22 protein-coding genes and 1 pseudogene are annotated in these 21626 nt (G+C 42.4%); 16 read left to right on the top strand and 7 right to left on the bottom strand.

Annotated elements, in window-relative coordinates; translation table 11 throughout:
- Window positions 1-64: 64 nt before the first annotated feature.
- The 6 genes from BuS5_RS10425 (at window position 65) to BuS5_RS20250 (ending at window position 6632) form a co-directional block, all read left to right on the top strand.
- Window positions 65-1177, top strand: a complete 1113-nt coding sequence (locus BuS5_RS10425) for an efflux RND transporter periplasmic adaptor subunit (RefSeq protein WP_084445678.1) — start codon at window positions 65-67, stop codon at window positions 1175-1177.
- Entirely contained in the window at window positions 1170-4439 is a 3270-nt protein-coding gene (locus BuS5_RS10420) for an efflux RND transporter permease subunit (protein WP_027353240.1), read from the top strand. The genes BuS5_RS10425 and BuS5_RS10420 overlap by 8 nt, the downstream gene beginning before the upstream one ends.
- Entirely contained in the window at window positions 4417-5739 is a 1323-nt protein-coding gene (locus BuS5_RS10415; RefSeq protein ID WP_084445675.1) for a TolC family protein, read from the top strand. The genes BuS5_RS10420 and BuS5_RS10415 overlap by 23 nt, the downstream gene beginning before the upstream one ends.
- Before the next feature lie 85 nt (window positions 5740-5824).
- Window positions 5825-6136, top strand: a complete 312-nt coding sequence (locus BuS5_RS20465) for a 4Fe-4S binding protein (RefSeq protein WP_084445672.1) — start codon at window positions 5825-5827, stop codon at window positions 6134-6136.
- Window positions 6137-6233: 97 nt separating this feature from the next.
- Window positions 6234-6368, top strand: coding sequence for a type II toxin-antitoxin system Phd/YefM family antitoxin (locus BuS5_RS10410; protein ID WP_232223021.1), 135 nt, complete (start codon window positions 6234-6236; stop codon window positions 6366-6368).
- Between the two features lie 27 nt (window positions 6369-6395).
- Complete coding sequence (locus tag BuS5_RS20250) at window positions 6396-6632, top strand: Txe/YoeB family addiction module toxin (RefSeq protein ID WP_338000272.1); 237 nt, start codon at window positions 6396-6398, stop codon at window positions 6630-6632.
- A 182-nt stretch (window positions 6633-6814) separates the two neighbouring features.
- On the opposite strand, the gene BuS5_RS10395 is transcribed toward BuS5_RS20250, so the two are convergent.
- From BuS5_RS10395 to BuS5_RS10385, 3 genes are read right to left on the bottom strand one after another with little or no spacing between them, the layout of a single operon-like run.
- Window positions 6815-7126: a HigA family addiction module antitoxin gene (locus tag BuS5_RS10395; protein ID WP_035264614.1), complete on the bottom strand. Its 312-nt coding sequence runs from the start codon at window positions 7124-7126 to the stop codon at window positions 6815-6817.
- A gap of 8 nt (window positions 7127-7134) precedes the next feature.
- On the bottom strand, window positions 7135-7431 hold the full coding sequence (locus tag BuS5_RS10390) for a type II toxin-antitoxin system RelE/ParE family toxin (protein ID WP_027353236.1): 297 nt from the start codon (window positions 7429-7431) through the stop codon (window positions 7135-7137).
- 55 nt (window positions 7432-7486) lie between these two features.
- The gene (locus BuS5_RS10385) at window positions 7487-7717 is read right to left on the bottom strand and encodes a hypothetical protein (RefSeq protein WP_027353235.1); all 231 of its coding nucleotides are present in this window, start codon (window positions 7715-7717) and stop codon (window positions 7487-7489) included.
- A 109-nt stretch (window positions 7718-7826) separates the two neighbouring features.
- Here BuS5_RS10385 and BuS5_RS10380 point away from each other — a divergent pair, with 109 nt between their 5' ends.
- Window positions 7827-8306: a hypothetical protein gene (locus BuS5_RS10380; RefSeq protein ID WP_274427645.1), complete on the top strand. Its 480-nt coding sequence runs from the start codon at window positions 7827-7829 to the stop codon at window positions 8304-8306.
- Between the two features lie 446 nt (window positions 8307-8752).
- On the opposite strand, the gene BuS5_RS10375 is transcribed toward BuS5_RS10380, so the two are convergent.
- Window positions 8753-10591, bottom strand: coding sequence for a DUF3141 domain-containing protein (locus tag BuS5_RS10375; protein ID WP_051375227.1), 1839 nt, complete (start codon window positions 10589-10591; stop codon window positions 8753-8755).
- 404 nt (window positions 10592-10995) lie between these two features.
- Between BuS5_RS10375 and BuS5_RS10370 the strand changes: the two genes are divergently transcribed.
- From BuS5_RS10370 to BuS5_RS10345, 6 genes and pseudogenes are all read left to right on the top strand, one after another.
- Window positions 10996-11682 carry an IS1 family transposase gene (locus tag BuS5_RS10370; protein ID WP_274427644.1) on the top strand — a complete coding sequence of 229 codons (687 nt, stop codon included), beginning with the start codon at window positions 10996-10998 and terminating at the stop codon, window positions 11680-11682.
- A 141-nt stretch (window positions 11683-11823) separates the two neighbouring features.
- A complete protein-coding gene (locus tag BuS5_RS10365; RefSeq protein ID WP_198012332.1) occupies window positions 11824-12054 on the top strand; it encodes a 4Fe-4S binding protein in 231 nt (76 codons plus the stop codon).
- Window positions 12055-12197: 143 nt separating this feature from the next.
- Window positions 12198-12887: a PTS sugar transporter subunit IIA gene (locus BuS5_RS10360; protein WP_051375183.1), complete on the top strand. Its 690-nt coding sequence runs from the start codon at window positions 12198-12200 to the stop codon at window positions 12885-12887.
- A 10-nt stretch (window positions 12888-12897) separates the two neighbouring features.
- Window positions 12898-14622: a chloride channel protein gene (locus tag BuS5_RS10355; protein ID WP_027355013.1), complete on the top strand. Its 1725-nt coding sequence runs from the start codon at window positions 12898-12900 to the stop codon at window positions 14620-14622.
- A gap of 33 nt (window positions 14623-14655) precedes the next feature.
- Window positions 14656-15495: a hypothetical protein gene (locus BuS5_RS10350; RefSeq protein ID WP_027355012.1), complete on the top strand. Its 840-nt coding sequence runs from the start codon at window positions 14656-14658 to the stop codon at window positions 15493-15495.
- A gap of 20 nt (window positions 15496-15515) precedes the next feature.
- Window positions 15516-15815, top strand: a pseudogene (locus BuS5_RS10345) (response regulator); the annotation flags it as partial.
- Window positions 15816-15871: 56 nt separating this feature from the next.
- On the opposite strand, the gene BuS5_RS10340 reads toward BuS5_RS10345, so the two are convergent.
- The gene (locus tag BuS5_RS10340; protein WP_274427643.1) at window positions 15872-16528 is read right to left on the bottom strand and encodes an IS1 family transposase; all 657 of its coding nucleotides are present in this window, start codon (window positions 16526-16528) and stop codon (window positions 15872-15874) included.
- A 569-nt stretch (window positions 16529-17097) separates the two neighbouring features.
- Between BuS5_RS10340 and BuS5_RS10335 the strand changes: the two genes are divergently transcribed.
- The 3 genes from BuS5_RS10335 (at window position 17098) to BuS5_RS10325 (ending at window position 18870) form a co-directional block, all read left to right on the top strand.
- On the top strand, window positions 17098-17382 hold the full coding sequence (locus tag BuS5_RS10335; protein ID WP_027354179.1) for a hypothetical protein: 285 nt from the start codon (window positions 17098-17100) through the stop codon (window positions 17380-17382).
- A gap of 95 nt (window positions 17383-17477) precedes the next feature.
- Entirely contained in the window at window positions 17478-18431 is a 954-nt protein-coding gene (locus BuS5_RS10330) for a radical SAM protein (RefSeq protein ID WP_027354178.1), read from the top strand.
- Window positions 18424-18870 carry an iron-sulfur cluster assembly scaffold protein NifU gene (locus BuS5_RS10325; protein WP_027354177.1) on the top strand — a complete coding sequence of 149 codons (447 nt, stop codon included), beginning with the start codon at window positions 18424-18426 and terminating at the stop codon, window positions 18868-18870. The genes BuS5_RS10330 and BuS5_RS10325 overlap by 8 nt, the downstream gene beginning before the upstream one ends.
- Window positions 18871-18891: 21 nt before the next feature.
- Here BuS5_RS10325 and BuS5_RS10320 read toward each other — a convergent pair whose 3' ends face one another.
- Complete coding sequence (locus BuS5_RS10320) at window positions 18892-19989, bottom strand: MFS transporter (RefSeq protein WP_035265592.1); 1098 nt, start codon at window positions 19987-19989, stop codon at window positions 18892-18894.
- A 37-nt stretch (window positions 19990-20026) separates the two neighbouring features.
- Entirely contained in the window at window positions 20027-21472 is a 1446-nt protein-coding gene (locus BuS5_RS10315; RefSeq protein ID WP_035265590.1) for an NCS2 family permease, read from the bottom strand.
- Between the last annotated feature and the right edge of the window lie 154 nt (window positions 21473-21626).

Below are 21626 nucleotides of genomic sequence, written 5' to 3'. Positions count from 1 at the left end.
CTAAAACTTCATATAAAAGGAACGGGGATACAATAACTTCCGTTTCAAGGTATAAGATCTATTTATGATTATAAAAAAATATTCCGATTTCTTTTTATATTTTATTTTTTTTATTACAATTTTATTTTCCGGGGGCTGTTCCGATGATCATACAGTCTATTCCAGGCCCCCTTCCAAAACATATTCCCTGCCGGTCATAGAGGTGCGAAACAAACTGATACCTTCTACCTACACAACCACCGGTTCGGTAGTTTCGGATATTTCCATTGAGATAGCTTCCCGCATTAGCGGATTTATTCAAAATATTACAGTCCGGGAAGGGGAGGTCGTGCAAAAAGGCCGGCTCCTGGTGACCCTGGACAGCGCCGACGTTGAAGGCGCTATACGAAAGGCGAAGGCCGCGGTGGATAAAGCTGCAGCCGCCCTGGAGGATGCCAAAACGGATGCGGAACGTTTTTCCGCGCTTTTCAAACGCGGAAGCGCTTCGGATAATGCCTTGCGAAAAGCCAAATTGCAGCGTGATATGGCCGGGGACAGCCTCAATGAGGCCCAGGCGGCTTTTCAAACCGCGTTGTCCCAACGCAATTATATTAATATCACCTGCCCGGTGGACGGTGTTGTTATAGCAAGGCAAAAGAGGAACGGCGACCTTGCCACTCCCGGCGCTCCGATCCTGACCGTGGAATCGGCCCGGGGGCTGCTCTTTGAAACTTATGTGGCTGAAGCCAGGGTAGGGGATATCCATATAGGCGATAAGGTCGAAGTTATAATTGACGCTCTCGATGATGCTTTGGCCGGAACAGTAATCCGGATAGTCCCCTCCGGTGATCCTGTCACCCGGCGTTATCAGGTCAAAATCGCCCTTCCTGAAGCCCTGAGACTTTTCCCGGGCATGTTCGGACGCGTTCATTTTATAATAGGTGAAGAACAAGTTATGCTTGTTCCTAAAAAGTCTCTGATCTGCCGCGGCGGCCTTGATGGTGTTTTTGTGCTTGCCGGGGATAACAGGATCAGTTTCAGATGGCTGCGAACAGCACGTCAGTTGAACGGCTACCTGGAGGTCAAGGCCGGCCTGCGCCCGGGTGAACGGATTGTAGCTATTGCTCAGCCTGATTTGCGGAACCACGACCTTGTCAATCCCGATCTTATTAATTCAGGGATCGCAATCAATGAATAATCGACTGAATATAGCCGGCCGGATTGCTGAAACCTTTGTTGTCTCCAAGCTTACCATTTTATTTGTAATTGCCTGCATCCTTATCGGAGCCTTTGCGCTTAAATTTACTCCAAGGGAAGAAAATCCTCAAATAATCGTGCCCGGCGCAGATGTTTTTGTGACAATGCCTGGGGCATCAGCAAAAGAGGTAGAAGAACTGGTAGTAACTCCCCTGGAAGGTATTCTGAGCGAAATACCCGGAGTTGATCATACCTATGGTATGGCCATGAATTCCTTTGGAATGGTTACCGTACAGTTTGATGTGGGTGAGGATAAGGAGGACTCCCTGGTCAAACTTTACGATAAAGTATTCTGGAGCAGGTCCCGTCTTCCAAAGGATGCAAGCGATCCGGTTGTAAAGAGTTTAGATGTTGATGATGTGCCGATAGTTACGCTTACCCTGTCATCGGAAGAATATGATGATTATGCTCTCAAGCGTCTGGCTGACCGCATAATGGAGCGTCTGCGCAGTATAGAAGAGGTCTCCCTTACATATATCAAGGGCGGGGCTGACCGGGAAATCCGGGTGGAGCTGGATCCGGAACGTTTGCAGGCCTTCGGCGTTACCCTGGATCAGATTAGAAGCATGCTCCTGTCCGGTAATCTTGCCGGGCCTATGGGGTCCACGGTAAAGAATGGTAAAAATCGTTCAATATTCATGGACGGATTCTTTACGTCTGTGAATGAGGTTGCCCGTCTTGTTGTCGGGATTTATGAGGGACGTCCCATATACCTGGAAGATGTGGCCGATGTAATTGACGGGCCGCCCAGGGAACGGGAGATCCTTTCGAGGTTTGCATTCGGTCCGGCCGATAACAGATTCGGCAAAAGCCGGGATATTGAAATGGCTGCCGTAACCCTGGCGGTTTCAAAAAAGCCAAATACAAACGCTGTTACAGTTGCTCGGGATATAGTTGAACGGGTTGAAAGGATGCGAAAAAATCTGGTTCCGGAAGGTATTAATCTTGTTGTCACCAGAAATGACGGCGACAAGGCTAATGCTGCGGTTAATCTGCTTATAGAGCATTTGGGGATCGCCATCTTTTCGGTTTTTCTGATTATAGCTTTTTTTCTCGGGATTAAGGAAGCCATTCTTATCAGCACAATGATTCCCCTGGTTTTAGGCCTGACTTTTGGTGTGAATTTTCTTTGCGGTCCAACCATTAACAGGCTTACTTTGTTCGGATTATTACTCTCTATGGGTATGCTTGTGGATGGTGCTATTGTGGTTGTTGAGAATATTCACCGGCATTATGAGAATATCCATAGTGGCGATAGACGATTGTCTGCGGTGCTGGCTACAAATGAAATAGGAAATCCAACCATTTTGGCAACTATTGCCATAATGCTGGTTATGTGGTCACTGATGGTCGTCACAGGTATGATCGGAAGATATTTTTATCCCATCGCATTCACTGTTCCGGTGGCAATGTTTATTTCTTTGCTGATGGCTTATATTGTAATACCATGGGCTTCAAACAGGTGGCTTGCGCCAAAGGCCAAACATAAAAAAGATGATAGCAGAAACGTTTTACAAGATACGTACAAACGTTTTCTTATGCTTATACTTGATCGACCAAAACGGTATATCTCCCTGTTCATCGTGGTAATTCTCCTGATTACATTCTCCATATTCCAGTCTGTTTGGCAGTTTGTCAGGCCCCAAGGCCCTGGCGGTGCCCTTTCCACTGGAGCTGTTTCCCTGATATTTCTTCCCAAAGATGACAAGAATACTTTCAACATTACTATAGATATGCCTGAATATACACCGGTGGAAGTTACAGACCGGCTGTCAAGAGAGATCGGGGAACTGCTTCGAACCAACAAATATATAATGAATTATCAGACATATATCGGAATGTCGGGTGTTGTAGACTTTACCGGCCTGTTTCGTGGTACAGGTAATAAAAAGGGACCGCATATTGCTGAGATCAGGGTCAATCTAATTAATAAAATCAAAAGGCATAAAACTTCAATAAAAATTGTCCGGGATCTGCGTCCATTAATTGAAAACCTGCAAAAAAAATATCCGGAAAGCGTAGTTCAACTGGTTGAAGATCCAGCGGGGCCCCCGGTAAAGGCAATGGTTCTGGCAGAAATATACGGCTCCGATTCCGATGTGTTACGTAAGCTTGCCGGGCAGGTGAAAGAAGAGTTCCGCAAAACCTATGATATTGTGGAAGTACATGACTCAGAGATTGAGGATGTGCCTCAATACAGGGTGGTCATAGATAAGGAAAAATCTGCCTTATCAGGAATAAACACCGCCCAGGTGGGAAATGCGTTGCGCAGGTTGATAGATGGAGAACTCCTTGGCAGGGTTCATATGTCTGGTGAAAAAAATTTAGTCCCTATCAAGCTTCATGTTCCCCGAAAATATCAGGTAGATCCTGTTTTGCTGGCCAAAATTTTTCTTACAAATAAAGATGGAAAAATGATTCCTCTGTCAGAATTGACTAAAGTCATCATATCCAGACGGGACAGACCAATATTTCATAAAGATAATGAACAGGTTGTCTATGTTGGAGCAGAGTTGGCCGGAACAGCTCCTGTTTATGCTGTTCTGGATCTTGATAAAAGGCTTGATCGCCTGGAGATCGAAAATGGTTCGAGGTTATCAACAGCAAACCTCAGACTGCAATCAGTTGTGCCTGATACAATAGACGGGTACAAGCTTTTATGGGATGGTGAAATCCGTTTGACTCTTGACATGTTCAGAGATTTATCCGCTGCTTTGGCTGTAGCTCTTTTATTTATCTACCTGCTGTTGGTAGGTTATTATAAATCTTTTACCCTGCCCATTGTTGCGATGGCTGCCGTACCACTTGGTATAGCAGGTATTTTTCCAGGGCACTGGCTTATGGGACAGCAGTTTACCGGAGCTTCCATGATTGGCGCCATAGCTCTGGCAGGTGTTGTTGTACGTAATTCACTCCTGCTGATCGATTTTGTAATTGATTATTTAAAAATGGGACTTCCTTTGCATGATGCTGTTTGTGAAGCATGTGCTATTCGTCTTCGCCCCATTTTTCTTACCGCTTTGGCGGTAGTCCTTGGAATTGCCATTATGCTGACGGATCCTGTTTTTGGAGGGCTTGCAATTACACTTATTTTCGGCACCATTGCCTCCACAATCCTTACGATAGCGACCATACCGGTATTAATCTATCTACTTTTTAAAACAAAGAGTTTTAAAGATTATGCGAATAAAGAGGAAATATAATTTGAACCGATTACACCTTGGGCCTGTTATACTATTTTTGTTTTTTTGCATACCCTGCCATTGTTTCCCTGAAAATATAGAGCAAGCATGGCAAACGGCGATGCAATCAAATCACAGCCTGATGGCCACATACCAAGATATAAACGCAGCTTCCTATTCTCTAAAGGCCGCCAGGGCGGCTCGCATGCCGAATCTCAACCTTGGGAGTGGTTATACTATTCGGGAATATCAACAATCCCTTATAATAAACAGTCAAGAGATGCCACCGGATCTTATGGGTGCTCAACTGCCTGTCATGGAGGATAAAAGCCTTTCGTATCAGGCTGTAATGGAACTTCCCATTTACACTGGCGGTATGATAACAAATGGTGTAAATGCCACTAAATCATCTCTTAAAGCAGCCCGTAATAATCAAGCCAGTATGGTGCAAAATCTTAAAATGAAGGTTGCCGAAGCCTATGTTTCAGTTTTAAGGTCTTTCAGCGACGTTGCCGTAGCTGAAAGTCATGTAAAAAATCTTTTCTCACATGCCGAAGATGTAGAGAATAAATTTACCCAGGGATTTGTCGCGGCTAACGACTTGCTGGCTGCAAAAGTTTCACTGGCCGATGCAAGGCAGCATGAGCTACAGGCCATGAACCGCCTCGATATAGCTAAAGCAGGATATAACAGGCTGCTTGTTCGTCCTCTTGAGCAAAAGGTGGAGCTGGATGATTTGAAATCGGACAGACCCGCGGAGAGTCTTGCTGATCTTACTGTAAAAGCACTGCAACAGCGTTCGGAATTAAAAAGTATTGATAAACAGATAGAGGCACTGCGACACAAGGCGGCTATGGAACGTGCATCATGCCGGCCATATATAGGAATCAGCGGGGGATACAATTTTAATGAAAATGAATACCATGCCGAGGAAGGGGCCTGGTCAGCCATGTTTGGTGTTAAATGGAAGATTTTTGATGGAGGCATCGCCAGGAACCGTAGCAGCGCTTTAAAATGTAAAGCAGCAGCCTTGCTTGAACACTATGCGGAATTAAAAACAATCATCGCCTTGCAGGTGCGCAAGGTATGGCTTGATGTGGAGGAGAGCCGCGAACGTGCAAATGTTACGGAAGCGGCGCTCTCCCAAGCCGAAGAGAATCTCAGGGTCGCCAAAGACAGATATCAGGAAGGCTTGTCGACCAACACTGAAGTCCTTGATGCAGAGACCCTGCGAACCAAAAGTCATAGTAATTATGATAATGCTGTTTACGATTTTGTCCTTGCCACCCTGCGTTTAAAGCGAGCAGTGGGGAACTTGTAGAAGGGGCAAGCTCTTCTATAATGATTTAGTAAAAAGAGCACTTAATTGATATTGGAAAAAAACACGAACTTCGTTTATTTTCAGTATGGCAATTTTCGGACTCATCTTATTTATGAGCCTGAAATGCGGCAGATTGTATTGCAATACCATTTGTCCGGTGGGGACGTTTTTAGGTTTTTTATCCAGGTATTCGCTATTTAAAATAAAATTAAATCCGTCAGAGTGTATCACAAGTGCAAGGCATGTGAAAAAGTATGCAAAGCCAGTTGTATTGATTTGCATAATGAAAGGATTGATTTTTCAAGGTGTGTGGCCTGTTACAATAAAATATGCGCTTGACAACACCATTTTTATATGTACAACAATCTGTACAGGGGGTGCTTTATGGAAGCTATAACCTATACAGCCGCCAGGCAAGACCTTGCAAAAACAATGGAAAAAGTATGTAAAGACCGTGCGCCGGTAATCGTAACACCTCTAACTCTGTGGTCATTATGTCACTTGAGGACTATGAAGCCCTTGAAGAAACGGCTTATCTCTTAAGGTCACCAAAAAACACCAGGCGTTTGATTGAATCTATCGCCCAACTTGAAAACGGCAAAGGGACCGAAAAGGAACTTTTAGAGTGAAGCTCATCTTTTCTGACCACGCTTGGGATGATTATCTCTTTTGGCAGAACACCGATAAAAAAAGTTCTTCGTCGTATCAATACCCTCATCAAAGAAATGAAACGAAATCCATTTGAGGGTGTTGGGAAACCTGAACCGCTTAAACATGCTCTTTCCGGCTACTGGTCTCGACGAATCACTGATGACACAGGTTCGTTTATAAAGTATCTGAAAATGCAATTCATATCGCCCAGTTGCGCTACCACTACTGATCATTTCCTTTAGCTCCAACGTAAAGCTGAGTGGCTGGGCAACGATAACCGAAAAACTATGATAAAGGTAAGAATTACCGGTCCAATACCATCTTTCAAAAAACGGCACGGCTTTGCCCGGCCCCTCTCAGGCGTCTTGTTCGGTGCTTTTATATTTAATATGCTGATTTTATGATAGAAATGGCCGATAATTTTCTATGCAATTGCTTCACGAATTGGACTAACACGCTCAATTTTTTCCATTCGCTTCGGGGAATGTAGTGCAGCCCATATATCATTTCGTTGCTGTAAATTAAGCCAAAAATTCGCTGTATTTCCAAATACTTTAGCTAACATTAAAGCAGTATCAACGGTTATAGATCTCTTACCAGTGCAAAGTTCATTTACAGTTCTTCGACTGACGCCCATTGCAGAAGATAGTTGCCCCTGAGTAATTCCCAAAGGTGCAATAAATTCTTCATTAATCATTTCACCGACACTGACGGGTTTACGTTTAGTTATAATCATTTTATACCTCATTTATATGAATGATCATCAATATAAATGTCATTCGCCTCCCCGTGTTCATCATCCCAAGTAAAAATTAAACGCCATTGGTCATTGACACGTATGGAGCATTTATCTTTTAATTTGCCAGATAATTTTTCAAAATGATTGCTGGGTGGACTTCTCAAGTCAGCATCATTCGTTGCATCATCCAACAGTTGTAATTTCCTAAACAATCGTGAACGAATATCAGCGGGTATTTTTTTTGCCTGAATGTCCTCCACGAAAAACTTTCGTAGCCAATTATCACGAAAATTCTTAATCATAGTTACAATGTAACGCACAAGATTACAAAAGACAAGCAATAAGTTTATTTTTTAATTAATCCAATCGCTGAAACGCTGAGCTGAGGGGCTGGCTGGGCAGAGCCAACCCTACAGCGCTGATTAAATTGTAAAATTGTAAAATGTCGTTAAAAAATTGCCTTCCGAAAATGCGGAGCATCTGCCCAGTCTCTTTCAGCGTTTGGTTTGTCAGCGGTAACTTAAAAGTGCCATAAAACTGGCGGTTTAAAAATGTATTTTTCTTTCGTGTGATTTTCTTCCAATCCATTCATTATTTTCAAACTATTCTTCCATCTTCTTCCTTGTATTTTTTTCATATTTCCCATTTCTGAATTTCAAAATTATTCATATTGTCACCGTAAGGGGGTGCTTTGTGAATGAAATCCATAAAACAAACTAAATGTTGTCATTGCGGCAAGTTGTTCATACCCGATGCTCGCAATAGAAGTCGGCAGAAGCACTGTTTTAATCCTGCGTGTCGAAAAGCCAGTAAGGTTGCAAGTCAGAAGAAATGGCTGAGTAAACCTGAGAATCAAAATTATTTTAGCGGGCCGGAGAATGTCCAGCGGGTTCAGGAGTGGCGAAAAAGAAATCCGGGGTACTGGCGGCGATCAGCAAAAAAACGGGATGCGTTACAAGATTCCTTAACGGCTCAACCATCTGAAAACAAAGACGATAATCCTCAAAACACAGGCTTTGCGTTACAAGATGCCTTAATAATGCAACCTGCTGTTTTGCTTGGCTTAATAGCCAATATTACCGGAAATGCGTTACAAGATGACATTGTAAATACCCTCCGTGGTTTGCAACAATTGAAAGAGAAATGGAATAGTGGCAATCAAAGCATTAAGCAATAAAATTGCAAGAGCTTCATATTATGTAATGCGAGATCAGGTGGATTATGACGTAGAGTATCTTTTTAGAAAATAAGTTTGGGAACAGAAGTGAACCGGAATTGGGGTTGATTTTAATTCATAAGACTTGATTGGCAGCTTCTGTTCCTTTAAAAATATAACAGAATAAAATCTCAAAATATCTTTTAATTCGCCTGTGTCGTGAACCTATAATGGGGTTGGCTAATAACCATAAGATTTGAAAACAAACAATTGGACACGATACGGAACTGAAGATTTTCTGGGCTGCTGAAATGGCAGCGAGGGCAATGTTTCTTAAGCATTTGCTTGGAGCATAATAAGCCTGAATCCTGATGGGTGACTGGTGCGGATTAACATACCGTGAACCAACAAAAAGAAGTAACAGATGTGAATATAAATTTTTTTGTGCTTTTATTCTACGTAGAAAATTACAAAAAAAAACAATATTTTTTTGACAGGAGAGGTGTTTTTTTTCTTGACTTAACCTTTAATGGGTGACCCCATTTTGCTCCATAAATCGTTTTGAACATCAATTCCCCCCAGTTATCGCGGATGACCCGGAAATTGTCCAGCCCATCGATTATCATTCTCGACATGTTTTTCTCCCAACTGACAAACATATTATCTTCGTCGGCCAGCGTTTCATAGGCCCTCTTTTCTTTGATTTGATCGGCCCAGAACTGGACCGGCCACATCCAAGGATTGAGGTCGGAGAAGAGGTAGCGGGAGATCCTCAAGGGATGAAGCTGGCGAAGCGCTTCGGCGGTAACCGGCGTGGTGACCATCCTGATCCAGGGTGAGACCGTCGTATGATAAACCAGATCCGTGGCCTCGGACATTTGCCTGACTGACATGAAGGTTTCCTCATCCTCTAAGCCATCGTCAAAAGCCATAATATCACCCATGGTTTTTTCCTCATATTGAAAATGATATTCTCCATACTGGTTTGGGTCCTCCTCGATTCGCATTTCGTAAAGACCGGGCTCCAGTTTGTAGAGCAAGTCAAAACTGGCGATAATGCTCTTATGCTGTTTGCGGGCAATTTTGGCGGAAACAAAAATTCCTAAGTGGCCGATGCTTGAATGGATGACATACACTATAACCTGGCCGCGTCGTTTTATTTCATCGACGTATCCATAAGTTTTGATAATCCAGTTGAGGGCTTGCTGGGGAGGTGTGATGTTATCACCGAAGGAAGTGAAAACCACTACTGGATTGGTGTTTTTCTTGAGATCGACTGCCCGATTGCCTTCGAGTTGGAATTCTCCCCGCTCCAATCGGTTGCCGATGAAAAGACCGTCGACGATCTGATGAATTTCCGCTTTGGTCATGAGAAAAAAACCGCCCCACCATTTCTCAAAATCGAGATAGCGTTGTTCCTCGGTGTCCACATTGGCGTAGAGGTGGTATTGTTTGGTCCACAGGGTGTTGGCTGGATTGAGATTCTCGAAATTGGCCACCAGGTGGGCACCGTCGAAAATGCCGTCACCCAGGTCGCTGAGCAGAGACGTTATCCATACGCCGCCCAGCAATCCACCCATATAGCGTATTGGACTGACGCCTTCCACACCGGCCCAATAGGAGAGAGGAGAGCCGTTAAATACCATTGGGCCCACCAGATCCGGCCGCTTCACGCCGACCAGGGCTGCTGCCCATCCCCCCTGACAATTGCCGATGATAGCTGGTTGGGGCGCATCGGGATGCAGACGGCGAACCTCTTCAACAAATTGGATCTGAGCATTGCGTACATCCGTCAGCGTCTGGCCGGGCATAGGCGACGTGAAAAAGATCAAAAAATAGACTGGATGGCCGGCATCCATGGCCATGCCGATTTGTGAATCAGCTTTTGAGCCGCCGATACCGGGACCGTGTCCAGCCCGGGGATCGAAGATGATGACAGGGCGGCTAATGGCTTCCGGAGCTTCGGTTGCGACACTTGTCCGGTGACGCCGTGGCTTTCTTTTGTCCCTGTGATTTGGTTGGCCTGCTACGGGGGGCTTCGGGGATTGGCGTCTGTCTGCTTTGCTCTCGTCGCGTCGACTTAAAATGCGCACCAGGGCATAGTTGACCGGCCGTTCAAACGTCCGTCCATCCAAAACTATGTCGTAATCGAATACCAGCACCGGTGGCTGGCCTTTCTGCAGGTGCTCCAGGTAAACGTTACCGCGTTTGCGAATAATATCCATGAAGAGTACTGACCGTTGAGCGGCGTCCTGACAATATTCGGACCAGTCAGAGATCCTTTTGGACCAACTATTTATGAGCATGGTTATCCTCCTTTTGACAAATCCTTCGAATGCTAAATGACTTTATCTTCTTGAGGAGAGTATATCAACCCTATTCATTCAGGGTGACAGGATAACCGCATTTGATTTTTGATGGATTGAGCGGGGTGATAGTAAAATACATTAAAAGGGGTTTACGTTTGACCCTTTGAATGGAGGAAGGCAACCTGACGTACTCTGAAACGGGCACTCCACAGGGAGAAGTAATTTTCCCTGTGCTCAGTAATATCTTTCTTCGGTAGTCTCTACAAAACAATGCAGGTGATTAAAAAGTGTCTCTGAAAACATGAATAAAAAAGATTTTTACTAAAAATTAAGATTGCTATAGACTAAAAGCAATATATTTTGTAGAGCACGGTTAAAACTCTATTCAAAGGATCGCAACCATGCAAAATACAGCAAATACAGCCCTAACACTTTTTTGTCCCAGGAAAAGCTGCAAATGTTATCAATCAACCGAGAACAAAATCACCAAGGATGGAGTTTACATAACAAAATCCGATTTTGAGCCAAGACAAATGTTTTACTGCAATGGTGGCAAACATAGATTCTCAGAAACAGGATATTCCGATCTTTTTGGAAAGCATGGCAGTTTTAAAGAATATGAGCAAACGGCAAAGCTAAACTCTTACGGCCTTGGCACTGATGCAATTGCCGATGTACTTCAAAAAGATCGAAGGACAATTGAACAACGGCAAAAAACTATTGGGCAAAAAGGCCAGCAATTTCACCTATTTCTTTGTTTTACTATCGGACTTACCATTATATTTCTCCAGATGGATGAACTATGGTCTTACCTTAAAAATAAAAGTCAACAATTATGGGTTTTTATCGCTCTTGAATCCACAACAAAATTCTGGATCGGTTTCGAGTTGGGTTCAAGAACAACTTACACTGCAAACCGTTTAGTAAAGGGCATTAAAAAGTTGGGCAAATGGGGAAAAGATAATATATTAAAGGTCGCTACAGATAAATTAGCGGCTTACAAAAATGCGCTCGAAAACATTATGTCTGAAATTCCTTATGCTTACCTGCAACTGGAGATATCTCATTACAGTCCCAATACCTTGTAAGTAGCTGATTTTTCGAACCTGCATTGTTTTGTAGGGACTACCAAATTTCGCGAGGACTAAAATATAAACCGGTAAATGAAGGAAGCCTGCTGCAAAAACCTTAAAAAAACCTTAAAGAGCGCACAGGGCGGCGCGAATGCAATGCAGACAAAAAAGTCATTTACTTTAATAAATTATGAAATATGCAGTCCAAAAGAATGTAATCCTGATGAGATTTTTTGTGGAGCAGTGTTGGAATGTTCACATAAAATTATCAAACAGATAGACGGAGTTTTTGAACCGCCAATTTTATTTCAGGATATGTGCATGGGGTGCTGGGACTGTATTGAGGCCTGTCAATTAGATGCTATTCAAATTAAACATATTAGTTAGTGCCTGTTTACGCCATGCTCAATTTTTAATCCTTCTCTCTTTCCCAAGGGCACAAAATTTTGTGCCTTTTTTTTATTGCTCTGCACATGAAATAGATGTACTCAAACAGCGTACTCTAAAATAACTGGATATATATTGAGACCATGAAACTAACTATATACGAAGTTGCCAAAAGTCTGAACCTGCCAATGAACACCATAGAACGGTGGATCAGACAGGGCAAAATTCCCATCCAAAAAAGTGGTAGTATTTATATTATAAGCGAAGCTGTAATAAAAAAATGGGCTGACAGCCATAACCTGTCATTTTTTTTATCAAAAAAAGAGGATAATCAAGATAAAAATCTCGTGCCGGGAAATTTACTGCCTGCAATGCAGCGTGGATCCATACTATATGGTATTAAGGGACAAACTGTTGAAGAAGTACTTAAAGATGCAACAGATAATATACATGATTCGTTAATAAAAAATAAAGAAGAACTATTTGTAACATTGATTGAACGAGAGTCCCTTGCTTCAACAGCCATTGGAAATGGGGTTGCCATTCCACATCCACGCACTCCATTATCAGAACTGCGGAAAAATTCCGCAATAATAACCTGTTTTCTTGAAAAACCTGTAGACTTTGAAGCAATAGATAATAAACCTGTTTTTATAATGTTCATGCTTTTAAGTATATCAGTTAAAACACACCTTCATCTTCTTTCACGATTATCTTTTTGTGTTCGCAATAAGCTGTTTATAGAATTTCTGAAAACATCTCCTGCTCCGGATGCATTTTACGCAAAAATATCTGATTATGAGGAAGAACTCGACCTGGCCGGCAATTTTTAAACGGAATTATATGAGCATTTTCAGATCATGGCACAATCCTTTAAGATGGAATGTTTTCCGTTCAGACGACCGTCTTTTCCTGATATTGATAGCGGTTATTGTTGGAAGCTGCAGCGGTCTGGCTGCCGTAGCGCTGAACTGGTCTATTGCGACCTTGTTCGACCGGCTTCATTCTTTCCGTCACTACTGGTGGGCGTTCACATTACCTGCATTCGGAGCCGCACTTTCATCTTTGTTTCTGGAAAAGATAGTTAATGAAGGCGCGGGCCACGGTGTGCCGGAGGTCGTTTACAGCGTCTCCCGCTATGGTGGTTTATTACGCTTCCGTTCAAGCTTTTCAAGGATTATATCAAGCTGTTTGACAATCGGCAGCGGCGGATCGGCAGGACCTGAAGCTCCGGTTGTGATGAGCGGAGCCGCTATAGGGTCGAATATTGCCAGTTTTTTTTCCCTTAATGACCGGCAAAGAATAATCATAGTCGGATGCGGGGCGGCAGGGGCCATATCATCCATTTTTAATGCGCCGGTGGCCGGACTTGTCTTTTCAATAGAGGTCATCCTGGGTGAATGGAAAGCCGGCAACATTGTTCCCATAGCAATTGCTTCAGTTGCAGGAACCGAGATCAGCCGGTTACTCCAGGGGAATAATATCGCATTTGCCCATTACAACTTTGATATAAGCTTTTTTGACATTGGGGCATCTTTCGGTCTTGCCGTTTTTACTGCCGGCGCATCGATTTTTCTCACCCGATGTTTAAAAACCGTTCGAGGAGTTTCCGGAAAAATCAAAATCCCTTTATGGCTGCGTGCGGCCGCCGGAGGATGTGCAGTCGGAATAATAGGAATATTTTTGCCTGTTGTTCTTGGTGAGGGCTATCATTCCACAGGGAATATGATAAACGGAACATTCGCAAAAGGAACTTTATTTGCAGCAATAGCTCTTTTGGCCAAAATTTTTGCCACATCCCTTACTCTCGGCGCAGGGGGATCAGGCGGTATATTTGCCCCCTGCCTTGTCATAGGAAGCCTTGCAGGACTGACATATTATCGCGCGCTTACCGTAATATGGCCTTCGCTGTCATGGATTAACGAAGGTTGTTATGCGCTCCTCGGCATGGCAGGACTCATCAGCGGTATGCTGCAGGCGCCCCTGACAGGAATTTTTCTTATAGTCGAAATAACAGGAGGCTATAATGTAATCCTGCCTCTTTTAATAGTATCATCTCTCTCCACCACAGTATGCCATTATATTGAGCCGGCCTCGTTTTATCTTAAAGCCCTGGTGGCCAAGGGACAGCTTCTCAGGCCTGGCACGGATGCAAGAGTGTTGTCGGATTTAAGCGTGCCTGAACTGCTTGAGAGGGATTGTATAACAGTAAATCAAAATATGCTGCTTGGCGAATTTATCAATATTATTAAAAAATCGAAAAGAAACTTTTTTCCTGTTGAAGATGAAAAAACAGGTCGTTTTTTAGGATTGATCAATCTTAGCGAGATAAGAACCTATCTATTCAATAGTGGTATGCACAACGCGGTATTTTTATGGCAGATAATGGATAGTAATGTGGATAGAGTTTTTCCGGATGATGACCTGGCAGAAGTACTTAATATAATGGATAGAAAGAACCTGTTTAGTATACCGGTGGTGGCCAATAACAGGTTTATCGGCATGATATCCAAAGCGACTCTTTTAGATAAATACCGCAAAGAACTCATGGTTCAAACCCTGGACTGAGTGTGCTCTGGGATAAACCGGAAGGAGTATAAAATGAATCATCAACTATTTCATATTTTTAGAAACTCTCCCGTAGGAAGGGAGACCCTGCTGCAATCCATCTATTTCTGTAACCAGGTCGGGATAGCTCCTGTGATTTACGTTCCCAAACATACCAAATTCTTGATGTACTTTGAAAATGAAGTCGCACAGATCGATCTTGACAACTCATACCTGACTGCGCCGGACACATCCGTGCAACACGCTACGGAACTTGTTGAGCAGGGTGGTTTCAAAGCAAGATTCTATACACCGAAACACTATACCGCCTCAACCCTGCCTGATATTAATACTGAATTTGACTATATGTGCTGTCCTCGCAGTATTAGTGACACAACTTCAAGGCTTAGTCTTGGCAACATAGGTACCAAGGTAAGAAATATTGTAAAATCAGCATCTTTTCCCGTTCTTTTGACAAGTCCGGTCTTTAAGGAATGGCACAGCATAACCGTCTTTTTCGGTGGATCGGCCAATGCTGTGAATGCACTTCGGCTTGGATTGCGGGTCAGTGAAAGCTCAGGGATGCCGCTGAATATAGTAACCCGGCTTGAAAAGAAAAACACCCGCAGCGATTATGAAAAAATGGTTCAGGATCAAAATATGGATGACCGCTTGAACCGCCACCTGAACAAATGGCTGTTTTTCGACAAAGGAAAATTTGAAGAGAACCTTTACGATGTTCCCCATGATTCTCTTGTGGTTCTAGGCGCATATGGTCATGGCATGATTCGGGATATTCTGTTCGGCAGTAAAATGGAGCTGCTTCATTCGACTATCTACAACAATCTTTTGATTGTAGGCCCCAACTATGTGGCAAATAGATTATCAGCTTGAGCGGGAGCAAAAAATCGATTATGAAAATTTTACTCGTTGAAGATGATGTAAAAATTGCCTCTTTTATAAAAAAAGGTTTTCAGGAGGAAGGTTTTTCAGTTGATCATGTTGAAAATGGTGAGGATGCTCTTCATATGGCCGGTATCTTATCATATGATACCATTGTTTTAGATTTAATGCTGCCCAAACTTGACGGCTTGAGTGTAATTGATCAGTTAAGACGGAACGGAATCAATACACCTATTATTATTTTAAGCGCCAAACGATCGGTACAGGATCGTGTAAAGGGTTTTCAGAGGGGAAGTGATGATTATTTAACCAAACCTTTTGCATTTTTCGGTAGTCCCTACAAAACAATGCAGGTTCGAAAAATCAGCTACTTACAAGGTATTGGGACTGTAATGAGATATCTCCAGTTTAGTGGAGAATTCGTAAGTCCCATCTGCATTGCCGGTGTATTATGGTTATACTTTTTTATAAATTTCTCGTTTTCATTGTTAATTCGTATTCGTAAGCTCTTATGAAATTGTATGTAATTATAGTTGAATAAGTTAATCCACATTACATTACTAAAATTCAGCTTGTTCTTGCAATACCCCAGGGTTTTTCTCTGAAGATAGGAGATATGTTGCCTTAGGGTAAGGTTCAGTCTCTCAATAAATGAGGTGTTTTGGCTTTTTCCGGGGAAATCTTTTACAGTACCTTTTACAAAATATTTTTTAACTGTTACAAGCCGACGCTTTATTCGGCGCTTAACAATTTGCAGGTAAGCATAAGGAATTTCAGACATAATGTTTTCGAGCGCATTTTTGTAAGCCGCTAATTTATCTGTAGCGACCTTTAATATATTATCTTTTCCCCATTTGCCCAACTTTTTAATGCCCTTTACTAAACGGTTTGCAGTGTAAGTTGTTCTTGAACCCAACTCGAAACCGATCCAGAATTTTGTTGTGGATTCAAGAGCGATAAAAACCCATAATTGTTGACTTTTATTTTTAAGGTAAGACCATAGTTCATCCATTGGCTTGGTCATAATTATCCTTTTGAATTTATATGGTAATAAAAAAAAATGAATAGTTATGACCTTTATCACTAAAATGCAACTGTTTCATTCTTTGTTGTGCCCGACAGGGCATGCTGGTTATAAAAGAAATAATGTCGCATTACTAAACAGCGCAGGAGAATTATCGTATGGGCTTAACTATAATGATTCCCATTCGCGTTTGCTTACAATCAATAATTTCAATAAATTATCAAAAGAAAACAATATAATTTTAATTGCCAAAACTAAAAAATACCTGAAATATAAAAATAAACTATCCAGATCATCTTTTGAAGATATTGATGGAAACTTTGTTTTTGCCCAATGGGGGATGAATAAAATTTCCAGTAAACCTCAGTGTCTGCCGAACATTTTAAACCGTAATACCTGTAATTTTAAATCTAAAAAGCTATCTACAGAAAGTTTATTTCGTTTTCTACTTATGACAAGGGCCATGCTCGTGCACCACTAATGGCAAATAGAGTGAACTCTGTGATTATAGTTACCCCTCATTCTGAAAATTTATACATCATTTACACCTAACCATTAAGGTTATATATATGAAACCGGAACAAATCTATCAGGAATTAAAAAATCTTGCAGAAAAGCTTGATATTGATGTTACGGAAAAAAATTTTAAAAACACTGGAATCAATGTGAAAAGCGGGCTATGTAAAGTTAAAGGAAAATATTTTTTCATAATGGATAAACATAAAACGATTCAGAAAAAAAACAAGATCCTTGCTTCATGCCTCAGCAAAATGAAACATGATAATATTTTTGTTGTTCCTGCTGTGAGAGAACTGATTGTAAGGGTGGGAGACAGCAAGGGAAATGCGGGATAATCGATTTTAATAAAAGTTTACATAATATCCATTATCAGACGTAATAATTATTAACGAGATATTGGAGTTGGTAAAAAAATAAGGAAAAGTGATCAATGGGAGATTATAAATATCTGTTTGGCCCGGTTCCGTCTCGCCGTTTCGGACGGTCTTTGGGCGTTGATTTGAATATTTACAAAAAATGCAGTCTTGATTGTGTTTTTTGCCAGTTAGGACGAACCACTGAAAAAACAATAACCAGGCAAGAATATGTTCCTACGGATATGGTATTGGCCGAGCTTGAAGATTGGCTTAAAAACAGCGGTAAAGCGGATTATATCACACTTTCCGGTTCCGGAGAGCCTACGCTCCACTCACGCTTTGGGGAGGTGCTTCAATTTATTCAAAGAAACAGCAAAATACCTGCCCTCCTATTGACCAATGGAACAATGCTGCATCTTCCGGAAGTGCGCGACGCGGCATCTTTTGCCGACATTGTGAAGGTTTCCCTTAGCGCCTGGGATCAGGACTCCTACGAGCTGGTGAACCGCCCCCATACTCGAGCCCGGTTCGATCAGCTTCTGGAAGGTCAAAAGGCTTTTCGTGCGCAATTCAATGGCGAGCTATGGATAGAGGTTTTTTTGGTGGAAGGTATGAACTCAACCCCGGACGATGTCCGAAAAATTGCCGCTTTGGCAAAGGAAATCAGCCCGGATCGAATTAATCTGAATACGGCTGTTCGTCCGCCGGCTGAGGATTTCGCCGCAGCCTTGTCTAAAGAACGTATGGAGGCGCTAACCCATCTGTTTCAACCTCCGGCGGAGGTTATTGCAGAATTCAGTACAGAGCATGCCGAACATTTGCAGGTGAACCAACAAACCATTTTTTCCATGTTGCAGCGACGACCGTGTACAGCGGACCAGATTGCGGATATATTCGGTATGCATCTCAATGAGGTTTCAAAATATCTCGGAAAGCTGATGCGGACCGATCAAATCAGAATGGAACGTAAAAACAGCACTATATATTATGCGGCAGAAAGCATGAAGGGAAAAAATTCTGATGAGTAATAATCTTGACGCTTTTGTTAAGAATTTACAGGATCAAATTTTTGATGAAACAAGAGCAGTTTATGGCGACATTGCATTTCAAAGGTGGCTTAAGCCGCTCTATATGGGCGCCATAGATAATCCTGACGGATATGGGCGCGTCACAGGGTCATGCGGTGATACCATACAAATTTTTTTAAAATTTGAAAATAATAAAGTCAAAAAAGCATTATTTGAAACAAATGGCTGTATGTCAAGTACAGTCTGCGGATCATTTGCCGCAGAACTATCCCTTGAAAAGAGTCCTGACGAAATTTCGGATATCACCGGAGAATCTATCTTAAAAAAAATAGGGGGCCTGCCTGAGGAGGATCAACATTGTGCCTTTTTATCTGCGTCTGCTCTTCATACAGCTCTCGATGATTATATGATTAAGGAAGCAAAAAGAGTCGGAGCTTGAAAGGAATATTGCCGCTCCGCGTCATATTTTTTGCACTGCCGCAAGAGATATACAACTCAGGCAGGCTCCGGCTATAAATGGTATCCGGTAATCGACCATCCACAAAAGCCCGCCCACGCACGGCAGCGCAACCGCAGCAATATGATTAATAGTAAAACCGGCGGCCATACTCGGTGCAATGTCTTTCGGATCCCCTATTTTCTGGAAATACGTTCTAATGGCAATGGAAAAATTGAAAAAAACATGATCCAGAATATAAAGAGCCGCCACCAGCAGCCTGGAATGAACCAGGGCATAACCGCTAAAAATAAAAATAAGACTTGCATATTCTAATGTCAGAATTTTTTTTTCGCCGAATCTGATTATCCCCTTGCCGATCAGAGGACTGAGAAAAAAGTTGATCAGATTATTCAAAACAAAGAGCAGCGTAATCTCGCGAATTGAAAAATTGAACTTTTTTACCATAAGAAAAACCGCAAAGGCCACAAAAATCTGCCGCCGGGCGCCGGCCATAAAGGTAAGGAAATAGAATAAGAGGTATTTTTTTCTTAAGATCATTCTTTTCCGCTGGGGAATAATATGTTTATCGGACGGGTTCTGAAAAAAGCCCCAAATTCCCGCTGCAAAAACAAGAACTCCAATGATCAGATAAATCCTGGTATAATTTAATAATGGCGATATAAAAAAAATAAAAATTCCGATTCCGATATTGGCCGCCGCCGCTATGCTCCGCTGTTTGCCGAATACATGTGGGGATGTCTTTTTATCAAAATATTGAAGAACCAGGGATTGGTTGGTGGTCTCATAATAATGGAAGCCGAAACTCATGATCAGGGTTGTGATAATCAGGCCCTCATAAGTCGGAAAGAGGCCTGTCATCGCAACGCCGAGACCAAGGAATATAATCGAAAGCGCGGAAAGACGGTATTCTTTTATGAGCAGAAGTATATAAACAGCCAGTAACGCAAGGAAACCGGGAATCTCCCTGACAGACTGAAGCATTCCGATATGGCTGCCTTCCATGCCCGCTGTCTCTACCGCAAAATTATTAAACAGGGTCCTCCAGGCCTGAAGCCCTACAGTTGAAGCAATAGTAAGCATGATCAGGAAATGATACATTCTGTTGTTTTTTATTTTCGTTTTGTTTACCCCTTCCTTAAACCAAAACACGAACAAACAGAAAATATCCAAGCAGCACAATGGCAAGAACATAAGCAAACCATTGAACCTCCCCTCCCCTGCCGCTGAACAATTTAATTATCGGATAACAGATAAAGCCCAGGGCAAGACCATCCGCTATGGAATATGAGAGTGGAATCCCTAAAATAATAAGAAAACACGGCATCGATTCACTCAAATCTTTCCAGTCTATGTTTACAATATTTTTAAACATCATTGCTCCGACAACCATAAGAGCCGGAGCTGTAATGGGTGGATAACTCCCTATCATATTCACAAGAGGACTGAAAAAGAGCGCCGCGATAAACAGCACTCCCACGGTAACGGCGGTCAGACCTGTACGACCACCCTGCTCAACTCCGGCGGTGCTTTCTATAAAACTTGTAACCGTGCTTGTGCCCATGCAAGCGCCCGCCACAGTTCCGGCCGCATCCGAAAGCAGCACCCGGTTTGCGTGCGGCAGCCGGTTATCTTTTATGAACCCGGCCTGCTCGCTTACTCCTATTAATGTGCCGATTGTGTCGAATACATCCATAAAAATAAATATCATAATAAATGGAAGCATAGTAAGGGAAAGGGCATGCTTAATATCCATTTTCATTAACGTGGGTAATGGTGAAGGAGGTATGTCCACCAGGCAACTAATTAAATTTGTCCCCGGCTCAGGCAGGGTAAATCTTGTCATCAGCATCGAATCCTTAATAATAACAATCTGCGGCACATCATAAATATGCGGAAGTAACAGCTTGAGTATAACAGATAATAATGTTGCTCCGGCTATTCCCCATAAAATTGCAGCCCTGACGTTTCTTGCAAGAAGTGTGGCCGTCAGCAATAGTCCGAAAAAAAATATAACCAAATCAGGAGAGGTAAAAAATTTGTTCAGTTTTACTCCGGTTGATGGATCTTTAATAATAACACCGGCATTCTGCAAACCGATAAAGGCGATAAACATGCCTATTCCAACGGCAATGGCTATTCTTAAATTTGGGCTGATGGCATTGATTATCATCTCCCTGACACCGGTGATAGAGAGTAAAAAGAATGCTATGCCTGAAATAAAAACAACTCCCAGGGCAACCTGCCATGCAGATGCCGCACCAGTAACGACGGCCGGTAAAGCAGCGGCAGCCGGTATTACGGAAAAGACGAAAAAAAAGTTTTCCCCCATTCCCGGCGCCTGGGCTATAGGGTATCCGGCATATAACCCCATAATAAATGTTGCTAAAGCTGCCGCGCCACATGTGGCTACCATAACAGCGCCGAAATCCATTCCCGTATCGATGCCGAACAGGTAGCCCGACATTACCGCCGGCTGCAAAAAAATTATATAAGCCATTGTAAGGAATGTTGTAATGCCTGCAAGAATTTCCGTACGGAAGTCGGTATCAGATTCTGATAAATGGAAAATACGGTCTATCATTAACTTAAGCCATGTTTTTATTAAAATTTTAACGAGTTATGTTATATTTCCTAAACTGAGCTATTAGGGAATACAAGTTTTAGGTTTTAAGTGGTTAAGTTTTAAGAAATACACCACTTAACACTTAACATAAACTTAACCACTTAAAACTTTG

This window comes from Desulfosarcina sp. BuS5 (assembly GCF_028752835.1).
In the GTDB taxonomy this organism is placed as follows: domain Bacteria; phylum Desulfobacterota; class Desulfobacteria; order Desulfobacterales; family BuS5; genus BuS5.
Note: the sequence above shows the minus strand (reverse complement) of the source record. Positions and strands in the feature narration are given on the sequence as shown.

Bases quoted from the DNA above. Each gene is read 5' to 3' on its own strand.
- BuS5_RS10425 (WP_084445678.1), top strand. From the start codon at position 65: ATGATTATAAAAAAATATTCCGATTTCTTTTTATATTTTATTTTTTTT.
- BuS5_RS10420 (WP_027353240.1), top strand. From the start codon at position 1,170: ATGAATAATCGACTGAATATAGCCGGCCGGATTGCTGAAACCTTTGTT.
- BuS5_RS10415 (WP_084445675.1), top strand. From the start codon at position 4,417: ATGCGAATAAAGAGGAAATATAATTTGAACCGATTACACCTTGGGCCT.
- BuS5_RS20465 (WP_084445672.1), top strand. From the start codon at position 5,825: ATGGCAATTTTCGGACTCATCTTATTTATGAGCCTGAAATGCGGCAGA.
- BuS5_RS10410 (WP_232223021.1), top strand. From the start codon at position 6,234: ATGTCACTTGAGGACTATGAAGCCCTTGAAGAAACGGCTTATCTCTTA.
- BuS5_RS20250 (WP_338000272.1), top strand. From the start codon at position 6,396: ATGATTATCTCTTTTGGCAGAACACCGATAAAAAAAGTTCTTCGTCGT.
- BuS5_RS10395 (WP_035264614.1), bottom strand. From the start codon at position 7,126: ATGATTATAACTAAACGTAAACCCGTCAGTGTCGGTGAAATGATTAAT.
- BuS5_RS10390 (WP_027353236.1), bottom strand. From the start codon at position 7,431: ATGATTAAGAATTTTCGTGATAATTGGCTACGAAAGTTTTTCGTGGAG.
- BuS5_RS10385 (WP_027353235.1), bottom strand. From the start codon at position 7,717: ATGGATTGGAAGAAAATCACACGAAAGAAAAATACATTTTTAAACCGC.
- BuS5_RS10380 (WP_274427645.1), top strand. From the start codon at position 7,827: ATGAAATCCATAAAACAAACTAAATGTTGTCATTGCGGCAAGTTGTTC.
- BuS5_RS10375 (WP_051375227.1), bottom strand. From the start codon at position 10,591: ATGCTCATAAATAGTTGGTCCAAAAGGATCTCTGACTGGTCCGAATAT.
- BuS5_RS10370 (WP_274427644.1), top strand. From the start codon at position 10,996: ATGCAAAATACAGCAAATACAGCCCTAACACTTTTTTGTCCCAGGAAA.
- BuS5_RS10365 (WP_198012332.1), top strand. From the start codon at position 11,824: ATGCAGACAAAAAAGTCATTTACTTTAATAAATTATGAAATATGCAGT.
- BuS5_RS10360 (WP_051375183.1), top strand. From the start codon at position 12,198: ATGAAACTAACTATATACGAAGTTGCCAAAAGTCTGAACCTGCCAATG.
- BuS5_RS10355 (WP_027355013.1), top strand. From the start codon at position 12,898: ATGAGCATTTTCAGATCATGGCACAATCCTTTAAGATGGAATGTTTTC.
- BuS5_RS10350 (WP_027355012.1), top strand. From the start codon at position 14,656: ATGAATCATCAACTATTTCATATTTTTAGAAACTCTCCCGTAGGAAGG.
- BuS5_RS10340 (WP_274427643.1), bottom strand. From the start codon at position 16,528: ATGACCAAGCCAATGGATGAACTATGGTCTTACCTTAAAAATAAAAGT.
- BuS5_RS10335 (WP_027354179.1), top strand. From the start codon at position 17,098: ATGAAACCGGAACAAATCTATCAGGAATTAAAAAATCTTGCAGAAAAG.
- BuS5_RS10330 (WP_027354178.1), top strand. From the start codon at position 17,478: ATGGGAGATTATAAATATCTGTTTGGCCCGGTTCCGTCTCGCCGTTTC.
- BuS5_RS10325 (WP_027354177.1), top strand. From the start codon at position 18,424: ATGAGTAATAATCTTGACGCTTTTGTTAAGAATTTACAGGATCAAATT.
- BuS5_RS10320 (WP_035265592.1), bottom strand. From the start codon at position 19,989: ATGTATCATTTCCTGATCATGCTTACTATTGCTTCAACTGTAGGGCTT.
- BuS5_RS10315 (WP_035265590.1), bottom strand. From the start codon at position 21,472: ATGATAGACCGTATTTTCCATTTATCAGAATCTGATACCGACTTCCGT.